This window comes from Pectobacterium odoriferum, from assembly GCF_009931295.1.
GTDB classification, from domain to species: Bacteria; Pseudomonadota; Gammaproteobacteria; order Enterobacterales; family Enterobacteriaceae; genus Pectobacterium; species Pectobacterium odoriferum.
The window spans coordinates 265,896-280,489 of the sequence record NZ_CP034938.1; the positions used below are offsets into that span (position 1 = coordinate 265,896).

The window sequence follows — 14,594 nt, forward strand, 5'->3', positions numbered from 1 at the left end:
ACATCTATCCGGTGTAGAACCGCCGTGAGGTTGAAAGGAAAAGAACATGACTGATCTGAAAAACGATCGCTATTTGCGGGCGTTATTACGCCAACCCGTTGATGTCACCCCGGTGTGGATGATGCGTCAGGCGGGGCGTTATCTGCCGGAATATAAGGCAACGCGCGCGCAGGCGGGTGATTTTATGTCGCTGTGTAAAAACGCAGAGCTGGCTTGTGAAGTCACGTTACAACCTTTACGGCGCTATGCGTTAGACGCTGCGATCCTGTTCTCTGACATTCTCACGATCCCTGATGCCATGGGCTTAGGGCTTTATTTTGAAGCGGGGGAAGGCCCACGCTTTCACTCCCCGATCACGTCGCATGCCGATGTGGTTAACCTGCCTGTCCCCGATCCAGAACAGGAACTCGGGTATGTGATGAACGCGGTGCGGACGATCCGTAAAAACCTCGCGGGTGAAGTGCCGCTTATTGGTTTCTCGGGCAGCCCGTGGACGCTGGCGACCTATATGGTTGAAGGCGGTAGCAGCAAAGCGTTTACCGTCATCAAGAAAATGATGTTCGCCGAGCCTAAAACGTTACACCTGTTGCTGGATAAGCTGGCTGATAGTGTCATTCTTTATCTCAACGCGCAGATTCGCGCGGGTGCGCAAGCGGTGATGGTCTTCGATACCTGGGGCGGCGCGCTGAGCGGACGCGACTACAAAGAATTCTCTCTGCATTACATGCACAAGATCGTTGATGGTTTACAGCGCGAGAATGAAGGTCGCCGTGTGCCCGTGACGCTCTTCACTAAAGGTGGCGGCCAGTGGCTGGAAGCGATGGCGGAAACCGGCTGCGACGCGCTGGGGCTGGACTGGACGAGCGATATTGCTGATGCACGTCGTCGCGTAGGTGATAAAGTCGCGCTACAGGGAAATATGGATCCGTCGATGCTGTATGCCGATCCGGCACGGATCGAGCAGGAAGTCGCATCGATCCTGGCTGGATTTGGACAAGGCAACGGCCATGTTTTCAATCTGGGTCACGGCATTCATCAGGATGTGCCGCCGGAGCATGCGGGCGTTTTTGTTGAAGCTGTGCATCGGTTGTCCCGCGCTTATCATGCATGATTCACAGGAGGTGATGTGATTGATACACAACAGCTGCGGGCTGAGCAGTTGGCCCGCGCTTCTGATGTGATTCGCCACGACGATTTACCTTTTGAGCAGCCCGCGTTTATCGCGGGTGCGGATGTTGGCTTTGAGCAAGAAGGCTCAGTAACCCGCGCTGCGATTGCGGTAATGCGCTATCCTTCGTTGGAACTGATAGAATACAAGATTGCGCGTATCAGCACGACAATGCCTTATATCCCCGGCTTTCTTTCGTTTCGTGAATGTCCTGGGCTGCTCGCTGCGTGGGCGTTGCTTGAACAGAAACCGGATCTGCTGTTTGTCGATGGGCATGGGATTTCCCATCCGCGTCGTCTCGGCGTTGCCAGCCATTTTGGTCTGCTAGTTGATGTCCCGACGATTGGCGTGGCGAAAAGTCGGCTTTGTGGCCGGTTTGAGCCATTGGCGGAGGGCGTCGGTAGCCAGCAGCCGTTACTGGATAAGGGCGAGCAGATTGGCTGGGTATGGCGCAGTAAAGCGCGCTGTAATCCGCTGTTTGTGGCGACGGGGCATCGAGTCAGTCGGGATAGTGCATTGCACTGGGTACAATCTTGTATGCGTGGCTACCGTTTACCGGAGCCGACCCGTTGGGCTGATGCTGTCGCATCAAATCGTCCCGCATTTGTGCGTTGGCAACGGCAGCAAGCCGCTAACGTATTGTCGTAAAACTTTAGGAATTCAGGCATAGGGCGTCACTGTGATTTCAGGTACACTGCCGTCCGTCGCCGTTAATGAGCATAAAAATGTTACGTAATCCCATTCATTTACGTCTGGAAAAGCTGGCGAGCTGGCAACATGTCACTTTCATGTCATGTCTTTGTGAACGTATGTATCCAAATTACCACGAGTTTTGTCGTCAAACAGAATTCGGCGACGCGATGGTTTACCGTCGCATTCTCGATCTCGTATGGGAAACATTGGTTGTTAAAGATGCTAAGGTCAATTTCGATAGCCAGTTGGAAAAGCTGGAAGAAGCGGTTCCCGCTGCTGAAGATTACGATCTTTATGGCGTCTACCCGGCTATTGATGCCTGTATCGCACTGGGCGAGCTGATTCATTCGCGCTTAAGCGGTGAAACGCTGGAACATGCGATAGCGATTAGCGAAACGTCTATCCGCACGGTTGCCATGCTGGAAATGACGCAAGCAGGCAAAGAAATGACCGACGATGAGCTCAAGGTTTTGCCTGCAGTTGAAGAAGAATGGGACATCCAATGGGAGATTTTTCGCCTGTTGGCGGCCTGCGAAGAACGCGATATTGAGCTGATCAAAGGGCTCCGTTCCGATCTGCGTGAGGCCGGAAGTAGTAACATCGGGATAAATTTGCATCAATAACGCGATAAAACGTGATTTAAGGCCTGAAATGGCCTGTCTTAAGGCTTCACATTCGCACCCTGTCTGGTCTACATTTGGGGGGCGTAAAAAAAGTGGCTGTCGGTGCGTGTATGCAGGAGAGTGCTATTACACCCTGAAACGGGAAAGGGCATATCCGTCGCACTCGATGCTTAGCAAGCGATAAACACACTGTAAGGATAACTTATGAATAAGACTCAACTGATTGATGTAATTGCGGACAAAGCTGATCTGTCAAAAGCACAGGCTAAAGCAGCTCTGGAATCAACTTTGGCGGCAATTACCGAGTCTCTGAAAGAAGGTGATGCAGTACAATTAGTTGGTTTTGGTACGTTTAAAGTGAACCATCGTAATGAGCGCACTGGCCGCAACCCACAAACCGGTAAAGAAATCAAAATTGCTGCTGCCAACGTGCCAGCGTTTGTTTCTGGCAAGGCTCTGAAAGACGCTGTTAAATAAGCCCATGCCGGTTAAAAGTTTAAGCAGAGGGGCGTTTTCGCCCCTTTTGCTTTTACGACGTTTGTGTGGCGCAGGCCTCGTGCTGATAGCCGTGGTAGCTTGTAGTAGCCGCACCGCACCGCCGGAAGTGTTCGCCAGTGGTTACGTTGCCGATCGTGGTGTTGTGCGTTTGTGGCGTAAGGATGATGCGCAGAATACGACGGCACTGACCACCGTGTACAACCCGCTTCAGGGCAATGCTCTGGTGGTGACGCGCTATATGTTCCAGCAGGATAAGCTACGCGAGATACAGCGTAATCAGATCGGGGCGCAGCAAGAAGATATGCGTTTGCGCTTTGCAGAAGATGGAACCGTCAGCTTTATGCAGCGGCAGCTTGCCGAAAGACGTGAATCGGTTTCTGATGATGAAATCGCGCTCTACCAGTTCGATGCGAAGCGCATGCTGGAATTGAGCGATGTGCTGCGTGCAGGCAAGGTAAGGCTGAAGCAAGGGAAATGGCTGGAAGGGCAGGTGCAGTCTTGTGACGGTACAGTGGTTCGCCCTGATTTTGACAGCGATTCACGTGAATGGATTGTGCAGCAAAAAGCGCATGCAACACGCCTGCTCAACGTCTCATGGCTGGAAGCACTAGAAGGGACGCAGTTATTGCTGGTGGTGGAAGATGATGTCTGCCAGTGGCAGCCCAAATAGCTATTAGCCATAAAAAATCTGGCTATAAAAAAACCCGAATTTCTCCGGGCTTCAGTATTTATCAGACAATCGTTATCGCATCACTTATCAGGCTTGCTCGCGCTCAATGGCACGGTAGCCGATGTCTTTTCGACAGAATACCCCTTGCCACTGAATGACTGCTGCTATTTCATAAGCGCGTTGTTGCGCTTCAGCGACGGTATTACCTAATGCAGTGACGCACAGTACGCGGCCACCGTTGGTGACGACATCAATGCCGTTCAACTTGGTGCCAGCGTGGAAGACTTTGCCATCTTCGGCATCCTGCTGTGGTAAACCGGAAATCACATCGCCCGTATTGTAGTCAGCCGGGTAACCGCCTGCAGCCAATACCACACCCAGAGACGGACGTTCATCCCAGACAGAATCTTTCTGATCCAGCGTGCCGTCACAGGCTGCCAGACACAACTCCACCAGATCGGAACGCAGGCGCAGCATAATTGGCTGTGTTTCTGGATCGCCAAAGCGGCAGTTGAATTCGATCACTTTTGGCTGGCCATCGGCAGAAATCATCAGACCGGCATACAGGAAACCGACGTAGGTATTTCCCTCAGCGGCCATGCCGTTCACGGTCGGCCAAATTACCTGATCCATCACTCGCTGGTGGATTTCATCGGTCACGACCGGAGCCGGCGAATAAGCGCCCATGCCACCGGTATTCGGGCCAGTGTCTTTATCCCCGACGCGTTTATGATCCTGACTGGTTGCCATCGGCAGCACATTCTTGCCATCCACCATAACGATGAAGCTAGCCTCTTCGCCATCAAGGAACTCTTCCACCACGATACGGTGTCCGGCATCACCGAATGCATTCCCCGCTAGCATATCCTGAATGGCGTTTTCCGCTTCCTGCAACGTCATGGCGACAATCACGCCTTTGCCAGCGGCTAATCCGTCGGCCTTGATGACGATCGGTGCGCCTTTACTGCGTACATAGGCCAGCGCGGGTTCCACTTCGGTGAAGTTCTGGTATTCCGCTGTCGGGATGTTATGGCGTGCCAAGAAATCTTTAGTAAAGGCTTTAGAGCCTTCTAACTGTGCAGCGCCTTGCGTTGGACCAAAGATTTTTAGACCAGCGCTCTGAAACGCATCCACAACACCGATAACTAACGGTGTTTCTGGGCCAACGATGGTTAGAGCGATGTGGTTTGCCTGCGCAAAAGCGACTAACGCTGGAATATCAGTGGCGGCGATATCGACGTTGGTCAGCGTAGGTTCAAGTGCGGTGCCCGCGTTTCCCGGAGCAACATAAACGTGTTTCGCCAGCAGTGACTGTGAGGCTTTCCAGGCCAGCGCGTGTTCGCGCCCGCCATTACCAATTACTAAAATGTTCATTTCGGTCAGCTCCAGAATTAATGGCGGAAATGGCGCATGTCGGTAAAGATCATCGCAATGCCGTGTTCGTTGGCGGCGGCAATGACTTCATCATCACGAATAGATCCGCCCGGTTGGATCACGCAGGTAATGCCAACGGCAGCTGCGGCATCAATACCATCACGGAATGGGAAGAACGCATCAGATGCCATGGCGGAACCTTTTACTTCCAGTCCTTCATCGCTCGCTTTGATCCCGGCGATTTTCGCTGAGTAAACGCGGCTCATCTGGCCTGCCCCTATCCCGATGGTCATATTGTCGCGTGCATAAACAATTGCATTGGATTTAACGAACTTAGCGACTTTCCAGCAGAAAAGGGCATCACGTAATTCCTGTTCGCTCGGCTGGCGCTCTGTGACGACACGCAGTTGAGATGCATCAACCATGCCCAGATCGCGGTCCTGTACCAGCAAACCGCCGTTGACGCGTTTGAAGTCCAGACCAGGAACGCGTTGCTGCCAGCTACCGCTGGTCAGGACACGTACGTTTTGTTTTGCAGCGGTCACCTTCAATGCGGCATCACTGGCAGATGGGGCAATAATGACTTCGACAAACTGGCGGCTGATGATGGCCTGCGCCGTTTCTTCATCCAGCTCGCGGTTGAAAGCGATAATACCGCCGAATGCAGAGGTCGGGTCAGTTTTATAGGCGCGTTCGTAGGCATCAAGAATTGAGCCGCCAATCGCTACGCCGCAGGGATTCGCGTGTTTAACGATAACGCAGGCTGGCTCGGCAAATTCTTTCACACATTCCAGCGCCGCATCGGTGTCGGCGATGTTGTTATAAGACAGCGCTTTGCCTTGTAACTGTGTAGAAGTGGCGACAGAGGCCTCGTGAATATTCTCTTCTATATAGAAGGCAGCTTGCTGATGGCTGTTCTCACCGTAGCGCATGTCCTGCTTTTTGATGTAGTTCAGGTTTAACGTGCGTGGGAAGTTACCTGATGGTTTATCGGTTTCACCGTGGTAAGGCGGAACCAGTGCACCAAAGTAGTTGGCAATCATACTGTCGTAAGCGGCAGTGTGTTCGAAGGCTTTAATGGCTAAATCGAAACGGGTTTCGTAGGTCAGTGAACCTTCGTTGGCGTCGATTTCATTAATGATGGCGCTGTAGTCGCTGCTCTTGACCACGATAGCCACATCTTTATGGTTCTTGGCGGCGGAGCGGACCATCGTCGGGCCACCGATATCGATATTCTCAACCGCATCTTCTAACGTGCAGTTCTCACGAGCGACGGTCTGAGCAAACGGATACAAATTCACAACGACGATATCAATCGGCTTGATGTCGTGCTGTGTCATGATTGCATCATCTTGATCGCGCCGTCCCAGAATGCCGCCATGTACTTTTGGGTGCAGGGTCTTCACACGCCCATCCATCATTTCCGGGAAACCGGTGTAGTCAGAGACTTCAGTCACCGCTAACCCAGCATCGGCCAGCAAACGGGCGGTTCCACCCGTTGAAAGGAGCTCGACACCACGGTGGGACAGAGCTTGAGCAAATTCGACAATACCTGCTTTGTCAGAAACGCTGAGCAGAGCGCGGCGAATTGGACGGCGTTGTTGCATGATGATGTTATCCCCTGGATTTGGGTAGTCAGTAAAGAACGGTATGTGAATATCGTCTTTGTAAGAGCAATAATTGCGGAATAAAGAGAAATATTCAGTTAGCGTTCGCAAAAATACGACGATTTTGAACGGGGTGAATTGTAGCGAAAACGTTTGCGTGATGCTCGTCAATTTTTGAGTAGAATGCTTTCTGTGGATAAGTTTGTGCAAAAATAGGTATAAAGCGGGGTTTTGCTGTGGAATGCAGCAAACAGTCATTTTTCTTTAAAACACCTATTGCGGCCTGACGAGAAGTCCCTATAATGCGCCTCCACTGACACGGCAACAGCGACACGCGGTTGTGGTGACAGGAAAAAAGATTCAACGAAGGCGGTCAGTAATGACTTGACTTCACAGCGGAAAAGCATAGTATATGCAGCCCGCGCCACCGATGAAGTGGCACTGCTCTTTAACAATTTAATCAGACAATCTGTGTGGGCACTCACAAGACCGTATCTTAACGATATAAAAAGTCTTGAAGAGTGAACAACAGTAAATTCATTACGAATAAACAGTTACTAATTCTTTGAGCATCGCTGACGAGTTCAGCAAATCAAACAAATCTTAAATTGAAGAGTTTGATCATGGCTCAGATTGAACGCTGGCGGCAGGCCTAACACATGCAAGTCGAGCGGTAGCACAGGAGAGCTTGCTCTCTGGGTGACGAGCGGCGGACGGGTGAGTAATGTCTGGGAAACTGCCTGATGGAGGGGGATAACTACTGGAAACGGTAGCTAATACCGCATAACCTCGCAAGAGTAAAGAGGGGGACCTTCGGGCCTCTCGCCATCAGATGTGCCCAGATGGGATTAGCTAGTAGGTGAGGTAATGGCTCACCTAGGCGACGATCCCTAGCTGGTCTGAGAGGATGACCAGCCACACTGGAACTGAGACACGGTCCAGACTCCTACGGGAGGCAGCAGTGGGGAATATTGCACAATGGGCGCAAGCCTGATGCAGCCATGCCGCGTGTGTGAAGAAGGCCTTCGGGTTGTAAAGCACTTTCAGCGAGGAGGAAGGCAGTCGTGTTAATAGCACGGCTGATTGACGTTACTCGCAGAAGAAGCACCGGCTAACTCCGTGCCAGCAGCCGCGGTAATACGGAGGGTGCAAGCGTTAATCGGAATGACTGGGCGTAAAGCGCACGCAGGCGGTCTGTTAAGTTGGATGTGAAATCCCCGGGCTTAACCTGGGAACTGCATTCAAAACTGACAGGCTAGAGTCTTGTAGAGGGGGGTAGAATTCCAGGTGTAGCGGTGAAATGCGTAGAGATCTGGAGGAATACCGGTGGCGAAGGCGGCCCCCTGGACAAAGACTGACGCTCAGGTGCGAAAGCGTGGGGAGCAAACAGGATTAGATACCCTGGTAGTCCACGCTGTAAACGATGTCGATTTGGAGGTTGTGCCCTTGAGGCGTGGCTTCCGGAGCTAACGCGTTAAATCGACCGCCTGGGGAGTACGGCCGCAAGGTTAAAACTCAAATGAATTGACGGGGGCCCGCACAAGCGGTGGAGCATGTGGTTTAATTCGATGCAACGCGAAGAACCTTACCTACTCTTGACATCCAGAGAATTAGCTAGAGATAGCTGAGTGCCTTCGGGAACTCTGAGACAGGTGCTGCATGGCTGTCGTCAGCTCGTGTTGTGAAATGTTGGGTTAAGTCCCGCAACGAGCGCAACCCTTATCCTTTGTTGCCAGCGATTCGGTCGGGAACTCAAAGGAGACTGCCGGTGATAAACCGGAGGAAGGTGGGGATGACGTCAAGTCATCATGGCCCTTACGAGTAGGGCTACACACGTGCTACAATGGCGTATACAAAGAGAAGCGACCTCGCGAGAGCAAGCGGACCTCATAAAGTACGTCGTAGTCCGGATTGGAGTCTGCAACTCGACTCCATGAAGTCGGAATCGCTAGTAATCGTAGATCAGAATGCTACGGTGAATACGTTCCCGGGCCTTGTACACACCGCCCGTCACACCATGGGAGTGGGTTGCAAAAGAAGTAGGTAGCTTAACCTTCGGGAGGGCGCTTACCACTTTGTGATTCATGACTGGGGTGAAGTCGTAACAAGGTAACCGTAGGGGAACCTGCGGTTGGATCACCTCCTTACCAAGAAGATGTGTGTTAAGTGAAGTGCTCACACAGATTGTCTGATGAAAATACTGAGCAAGCGCACCTGTTGATGCGATGAGTGTAAACTCATGCTGACGCGATAGTGCCGGGTTTATGATCCGGTACGGATTTTTCGTGTCCCCATCGTCTAGAGGCCTAGGACACTGCCCTTTCACGGCTGTAACAGGGGTTCGAATCCCCTTGGGGACGCCAATCCGATAATGAGTGAAAGACATTATCATGAATATCTTAAAGATGATTCTTCGGAGTCATGTTTACGATATTGCTCTTTAACAATCTGGAACAAGCTGAAAATTGAAACATGACAGCTGAACATACTGATATGACATTTATGTCATGTGAGTGATGCGTCAGTCTGTCAATGAGTCTCTCAAATAATCGCAGCACGACAGTGACTTTGATTAATCAAAGACACCTTCGGGTTGTGAGGTTAAGCGACTAAGCGTACACGGTGGATGCCTAGGCAGTCAGAGGCGATGAAGGGCGTGCTAATCTGCGATAAGCGTCGGTAAGCTGATATGAAGCGTTATACCCGACGATACCCGAATGGGGAAACCCAGTGTGTTTCGACACACTATCATGACATGAATACATAGTGTCATGAGGCGAACCGGGGGAACTGAAACATCTCAGTACCCCGAGGAAAAGAAATCAACCGAGATTCCCCCAGTAGCGGCGAGCGAACGGGGAGGAGCCCAGAACCTGAATCAGTTTATGTGTTAGTGGAAGCGTCTGGAAAGTCGCACAGTAAAGGGTGATAGTCCCGTACACAAAAATGCACAAGCTGTGAGTTCGATGAGTAGGGCGGGACACGTGACATCCTGTCTGAATATGGGGGGACCATCCTCCAAGGCTAAATACTCCTGACTGACCGATAGTGAACCAGTACCGTGAGGGAAAGGCGAAAAGAACCCCGGCGAGGGGAGTGAAATAGAACCTGAAACCGTGTACGTACAAGCAGTGGGAGCCTACTTGTTAGGTGACTGCGTACCTTTTGTATAATGGGTCAGCGACTTATATTCTGTAGCAAGGTTAACCGTATAGGGGAGCCGCAGGGAAACCGAGTCTTAACTGGGCGTTAAGTTGCAGGGTATAGACCCGAAACCCGGTGATCTAGCCATGGGCAGGTTGAAGGTTGGGTAACACTAACTGGAGGACCGAACCGACTAATGTTGAAAAATTAGCGGATGACTTGTGGCTGGGGGTGAAAGGCCAATCAAACCGGGAGATAGCTGGTTCTCCCCGAAAGCTATTTAGGTAGCGCCTCGTGAATTCATCTTCGGGGGTAGAGCACTGTTTCGGCTAGGGGGTCATCCCGACTTACCAACCCGATGCAAACTACGAATACCGAAGAATGTTATCACGGGAGACACACGGCGGGTGCTAACGTTCGTCGTGAAGAGGGAAACAACCCAGACCGCCAGCTAAGGTCCCAAAGTCATGGTTAAGTGGGAAACGATGTGGGAAGGCACAGACAGCCAGGATGTTGGCTTAGAAGCAGCCATCATTTAAAGAAAGCGTAATAGCTCACTGGTCGAGTCGGCCTGCGCGGAAGATGTAACGGGGCTAAACCATGCACCGAAGCTGCGGCAGCGACACTTAGGTGTTGTTGGGTAGGGGAGCGTTCTGTAAGCCGTCGAAGGTGGCCTGTGAGGGCTGCTGGAGGTATCAGAAGTGCGAATGCTGACATAAGTAACGATAATGCGGGTGAAAAACCCGCACGCCGGAAGACCAAGGGTTCCTGTCCAACGTTAATCGGGGCAGGGTGAGTCGACCCCTAAGGCGAGGCTGAAAAGCGTAGTCGATGGGAAACAGGTTAATATTCCTGTACTCGGTGTTACTGCGAAGGGGGGACGGAGAAAGCTAGGTTATCCGGGCGACGGTTGTCCCGGTTTAAGCGTGAAGGTGGATGACTTTGGTAAATCCGGGTCATTGTTAACACTGAGGCGTGATGACGAGTCACTACGGTGATGAAGTAACCAATGCTACGCTTCCAGGAAAAGCCTCTAAGCTCCAGGTAACATCAAATCGTACCCCAAACCGACACAGGTGGTCAGGTAGAGAATACTCAGGCGCTTGAGAGAACTCGGGTGAAGGAACTAGGCAAAATGGTGCCGTAACTTCGGGAGAAGGCACGCTGATGGTAGGTGAAGTGACTTGCTCATGGAGCTGAAATCAGTCGAAGATACCAGCTGGCTGCAACTGTTTAATAAAAACACAGCACTGTGCAAACACGAAAGTGGACGTATACGGTGTGACGCCTGCCCGGTGCCGGAAGGTTAATTGATGGGGTCAGCCGCAAGGCGAAGCTCTTGATCGAAGCCCCGGTAAACGGCGGCCGTAACTATAACGGTCCTAAGGTAGCGAAATTCCTTGTCGGGTAAGTTCCGACCTGCACGAATGGCGTAATGATGGCCAGGCTGTCTCCACCCGAGACTCAGTGAAATTGAACTCGCTGTGAAGATGCAGTGTACCCGCGGCAAGACGGAAAGACCCCGTGAACCTTTACTATAGCTTGACACTGAACCTTGAGCCTTGATGTGTAGGATAGGTGGGAGGCTTTGAAGCGTGGACGCCAGTCTGCGTGGAGCCAACCTTGAAATACCACCCTTTAATGTTTGATGTTCTAACGTAGACCCGTAATCCGGGTTGCGGACAGTGTCTGGTGGGTAGTTTGACTGGGGCGGTCTCCTCCCAAAGCGTAACGGAGGAGCACGAAGGTTAGCTAATCCTGGTCGGACATCAGGAGGTTAGTGCAAAGGCATAAGCTAGCTTGACTGCGAGAGTGACAGCTCGAGCAGGTGCGAAAGCAGGTCTTAGTGATCCGGTGGTTCTGAATGGAAGGGCCATCGCTCAACGGATAAAAGGTACTCCGGGGATAACAGGCTGATACCGCCCAAGAGTTCATATCGACGGCGGTGTTTGGCACCTCGATGTCGGCTCATCACATCCTGGGGCTGAAGTAGGTCCCAAGGGTATGGCTGTTCGCCATTTAAAGTGGTACGCGAGCTGGGTTTAGAACGTCGTGAGACAGTTCGGTCCCTATCTGCCGTGGGCGTTGGAAGATTGAGAGGGGTTGCTCCTAGTACGAGAGGACCGGAGTGAACGCACCACTGGTGTACGGGTTGTGATGCCAATTGCATTGCCCGGTAGCTAAGTGCGGAAGAGATAACCGCTGAAAGCATCTAAGCGGGAAACTTGCCTCGAGATGAGTCTTCCCTGGGCACTAGATGCCCCTGAAGGGCCGTTGAAGACGACGACGTAGATAGGCTGGGTGTGTAAGCGTAGCGATACGTTGAGCTAACCAGTACTAATGACCCGAGAGGCTTAACCTTACAACACCGAAGGTGTTTTGAGATGACTCAAAAGACAATACTCAGCTTGTTCAAAGATTGGTTCTGATGGTTGTACAGATAAGAAGCGAAAGCAACTTAAGTGCAACGGTTGGGATGAAACAGAATTTGCTTGGCGGCGATAGCGCGGTGGTCCCACCTGACCCCATGCCGAACTCAGAAGTGAAACGCCGTAGCGCCGATGGTAGTGTGGGGCTTCCCCATGTGAGAGTAGGGAACTGCCAAGCATCAAATAAGTGGAAAGCCCCTGTCGAAAGACAGGGGCTTTTTGCTATGGGCGTTTGGTGTATGTTGTTTATGCCTTACCAGTGGTAAAAGGCAGTCGGTATCTTGCGTAGATCAGGTAGACTATGTGATATCTGAATTAGATTTGCTCGCTGTGCATTTATTGCGGTGTATATGGCATATAACCATGACAGTCATGGAAGATGAGGATGTTTTTTAGGATGCAGAAACCTTCCTACCTTATCCAGTTCGCGTTAGTTATGTGATAACGCGAACTGTGATAGCCATCATAATGGCGATAGTGGGGAAGGCCTGCGTAGGACACGCAGGCAAGATGCTTCAGATTAGTGCAGGATTTGTGAGAGAAATGCCTGAGTACGCTCTGAACGAGGGCTGGAGAAGAAGATATCCGGTGGGGCTTGTTCTACGATCTCACCTTGATCCATAAAGATCACCCGATCAGCGACGGTTCTCGCGAATCCCATTTCATGCGTGACGCAAAGCATCGTCATTCCATCCTGAGCTAGCCCAAGCATAGTATCTAGCACCTCTTTTACCATTTCAGGATCCAGCGCAGATGTCGGCTCGTCAAACAGCATAATCTTGGGCTTCATGCACAGTGAACGGGCGATGGCCACACGTTGTTGCTGGCCTCCAGATAGCTGCCCCGGAAATTTATGCGCATGTGCGGCGATACGCACGCGTTCCAGATAGTGCATAGCCAGCTCTTCCGCTTCTTTTTTCGGCGTGTGGCGTACCCAGGACGGTGCCAGCGTGCAGTTCTGCAACACAGTTAAGTGCGGGAAAAGGTTGAAGTGTTGAAAAACCATGCCAACTTCAGTACGAACTTTTTCGATGTTGCGCAAATCATTATTCAATTCAATACCATCAACAACAATTCGCCCTGCTTGATGTTCTTCGAGGTGATTAATACAACGTATGGTGGTTGATTTACCCGAGCCGGAAGGGCCGCACAATACAATGCGTTCCCCCTGCCTGACTTGCAAATTGATGTCTTTGAGCACGTGAAATTGTCCGTACCACTTATTCACATTTTCTAAGGTAATCATGTGATCGGTTGATTGAGTGAATGCAGTCTGATTCATGGATGGCCTCAGTGTGACTTGTGTCCGGTGTTAAAACGATTTTCCAGATGTTGGCTATAGCGCGACATGCTGAAACAGAAAACCCAATAAACCATGGCGGCAAAGACATAACCTTCTGTCGACATACCTAGCCAGGTGGGGTCGACGGTTGCCTGCTGGATACTGCTGAAGAGATCGAAAAGACCGATGATGATCACCAGACTTGTGTCTTTAAAGAGAGAAATAATGGTATTCACCAGACCTGGGATAACCATTTTTAGCGCTTGCGGGAGGATGACCAGCCCTTGCATGCGCCAATAGCCTAAGCCCAGGGATTCAGCGGCTTCATACTGTCCTTTGGGAAGTGCTTGTAAGCCACCGCGAACTACTTCGGCGACATAAGCGGACTGGAATAAAATCACGCCAACTAATGCTCTTAGCAGTTTGTCGATAGTGGTGCCTTCCGTTAAAAACAGCGGTAGCATCACGGATGACATAAAAAGGACGGTGATAAGCGGTACGCCACGCCAGAATTCGATGAACACGACAGAAAGCATACGGACGATAGGCAGTGTGGAACGGCGGCCTAACGCGAGTAAGATGCCAAGCGGTAATGCGCCAGCGATACCGACAGCGGCTATAATCAAGGTCAAGGTTAACCCGCCCCATTGATACGTTTCCACTCGGCTGATCCCGCCAAAACCACCGTAAAGCAACCACCAGGCAATGAGTGGATAAGCTACCGTCCAGACGGCGATATAACGTCCGCGATAGGGGATGCTTTTCAGGAACATCGGCAGGATACTAAGCAGCCCGATAGCGAGTGCAAAGTTGATGCGCCAGACTTCCTCTGCCGGATACAGTCCATACATGAAATGACTAAATCTGGCATGAATGAAGACCCAACAGGCACCGTCGCGCGTACAGTCATTCCGGGTTGTACCGATCCAGTTCGCCTGAAAGATCGCCCAATTGAGCAGCGGCGGTATGGCAACCCACAATAGCCAGAGGCAAAACAGTGTTAACAGGCTATTGCCGATACTTGAGAAGAGATTACGCCGTGCCCACTGTATCGTTCTGAAAAGAGGGGACTGACGGCCTTGCGTATAATGGTTCATCGTCATGAC

General features: G+C 51.4%; 9 protein-coding genes, 1 tRNA gene and 3 rRNA genes. 9 read left to right on the forward strand and 4 right to left on the reverse strand.

Translation table 11 applies throughout. The features are described 5' to 3' along the window. Positions 1-46 precede the first annotated feature (46 nt). The 5 genes from hemE to EO763_RS01170 all read left to right on the forward strand — a co-directional run bounded on the left by hemE (position 47) and on the right by EO763_RS01170 (position 3,652). Positions 47-1,111 carry a uroporphyrinogen decarboxylase gene (hemE, locus tag EO763_RS01150; protein WP_039494829.1) on the forward strand — a complete coding sequence of 355 codons (1,065 nt, stop codon included), beginning with the start codon at positions 47-49 and terminating at the stop codon, positions 1,109-1,111. A gap of 15 nt (positions 1,112-1,126) precedes the next feature. Continuing rightward, positions 1,127-1,816 (forward strand): deoxyribonuclease V, encoded by a 690-nt coding sequence (gene nfi / locus EO763_RS01155; protein WP_161527822.1) that lies wholly within the window; start codon positions 1,127-1,129, stop codon positions 1,814-1,816. A gap of 77 nt (positions 1,817-1,893) precedes the next feature. After that, positions 1,894-2,484: a YjaG family protein gene (locus EO763_RS01160; protein ID WP_161527823.1), complete on the forward strand. Its 591-nt coding sequence runs from the start codon at positions 1,894-1,896 to the stop codon at positions 2,482-2,484. A 204-nt stretch (positions 2,485-2,688) separates the two neighbouring features. Further along, positions 2,689-2,961, forward strand: a complete 273-nt coding sequence (hupA, locus tag EO763_RS01165) for a nucleoid-associated protein HU-alpha (protein WP_005970302.1) — start codon at positions 2,689-2,691, stop codon at positions 2,959-2,961. A 4-nt stretch (positions 2,962-2,965) separates the two neighbouring features. Further along, positions 2,966-3,652, forward strand: a complete 687-nt coding sequence (locus EO763_RS01170) for a DUF1481 domain-containing protein (RefSeq protein WP_161527824.1) — start codon at positions 2,966-2,968, stop codon at positions 3,650-3,652. An 87-nt stretch (positions 3,653-3,739) separates the two neighbouring features. Here the strand turns inward: EO763_RS01170 and purD are convergent, their stop codons facing one another. Together purD and purH are read right to left on the reverse strand one after the other, a co-directional pair. Then, the gene (gene purD / locus EO763_RS01175) at positions 3,740-5,026 is read right to left on the reverse strand and encodes a phosphoribosylamine--glycine ligase (RefSeq protein WP_161527825.1); all 1,287 of its coding nucleotides are present in this window, start codon (positions 5,024-5,026) and stop codon (positions 3,740-3,742) included. Positions 5,027-5,043: 17 nt separating this feature from the next. Next, on the reverse strand, positions 5,044-6,633 hold the full coding sequence (gene purH, locus EO763_RS01180) for a bifunctional phosphoribosylaminoimidazolecarboxamide formyltransferase/IMP cyclohydrolase (RefSeq protein ID WP_010285525.1): 1,590 nt from the start codon (positions 6,631-6,633) through the stop codon (positions 5,044-5,046). Between the two features lie 605 nt (positions 6,634-7,238). Between purH and EO763_RS01185 the strand changes: the two genes are divergently transcribed. From EO763_RS01185 to rrf, 4 genes are all read left to right on the forward strand, one after another. Next, positions 7,239-8,780, forward strand: a 16S ribosomal RNA gene (locus EO763_RS01185). Positions 8,781-8,920: 140 nt separating this feature from the next. After that, positions 8,921-8,996: transfer RNA gene (locus tag EO763_RS01190), tRNA-Glu, on the forward strand. Between the two features lie 236 nt (positions 8,997-9,232). Next, a 23S ribosomal RNA gene (locus EO763_RS01195) occupies positions 9,233-12,139 on the forward strand. 129 nt (positions 12,140-12,268) lie between these two features. After that, positions 12,269-12,384, forward strand: a 5S ribosomal RNA gene (gene rrf, locus EO763_RS01200). The 16S, 23S and 5S rRNA genes sit together here with 1 tRNA gene alongside, the layout of an rRNA operon. A gap of 342 nt (positions 12,385-12,726) precedes the next feature. Here the strand turns inward: rrf and EO763_RS01205 are convergent. Further along, entirely contained in the window at positions 12,727-13,488 is a 762-nt protein-coding gene (locus EO763_RS01205; RefSeq protein WP_161527826.1) for an amino acid ABC transporter ATP-binding protein, read from the reverse strand. A gap of 8 nt (positions 13,489-13,496) precedes the next feature. After that, a complete protein-coding gene (locus tag EO763_RS01210) occupies positions 13,497-14,591 on the reverse strand; it encodes an amino acid ABC transporter permease (RefSeq protein WP_161527827.1) in 1,095 nt (364 codons plus the stop codon). Positions 14,592-14,594 lie beyond the last annotated feature (3 nt).

Bases quoted from the DNA above. Each gene is read 5' to 3' on its own strand.
- hemE (WP_039494829.1), top strand. From the start codon at position 47: ATGACTGATCTGAAAAACGATCGCTATTTGCGGGCGTTATTACGCCAA.
- EO763_RS01160 (WP_161527823.1), top strand. From the start codon at position 1,894: ATGTTACGTAATCCCATTCATTTACGTCTGGAAAAGCTGGCGAGCTGG.
- hupA (WP_005970302.1), top strand. From the start codon at position 2,689: ATGAATAAGACTCAACTGATTGATGTAATTGCGGACAAAGCTGATCTG.
- EO763_RS01170 (WP_161527824.1), top strand. From the start codon at position 2,966: ATGCCGGTTAAAAGTTTAAGCAGAGGGGCGTTTTCGCCCCTTTTGCTT.
- purD (WP_161527825.1), bottom strand. From the start codon at position 5,026: ATGAACATTTTAGTAATTGGTAATGGCGGGCGCGAACACGCGCTGGCC.
- purH (WP_010285525.1), bottom strand. From the start codon at position 6,633: ATGCAACAACGCCGTCCAATTCGCCGCGCTCTGCTCAGCGTTTCTGAC.
- EO763_RS01205 (WP_161527826.1), bottom strand. From the start codon at position 13,488: ATGAATCAGACTGCATTCACTCAATCAACCGATCACATGATTACCTTA.
- EO763_RS01210 (WP_161527827.1), bottom strand. From the start codon at position 14,591: ATGACGATGAACCATTATACGCAAGGCCGTCAGTCCCCTCTTTTCAGA.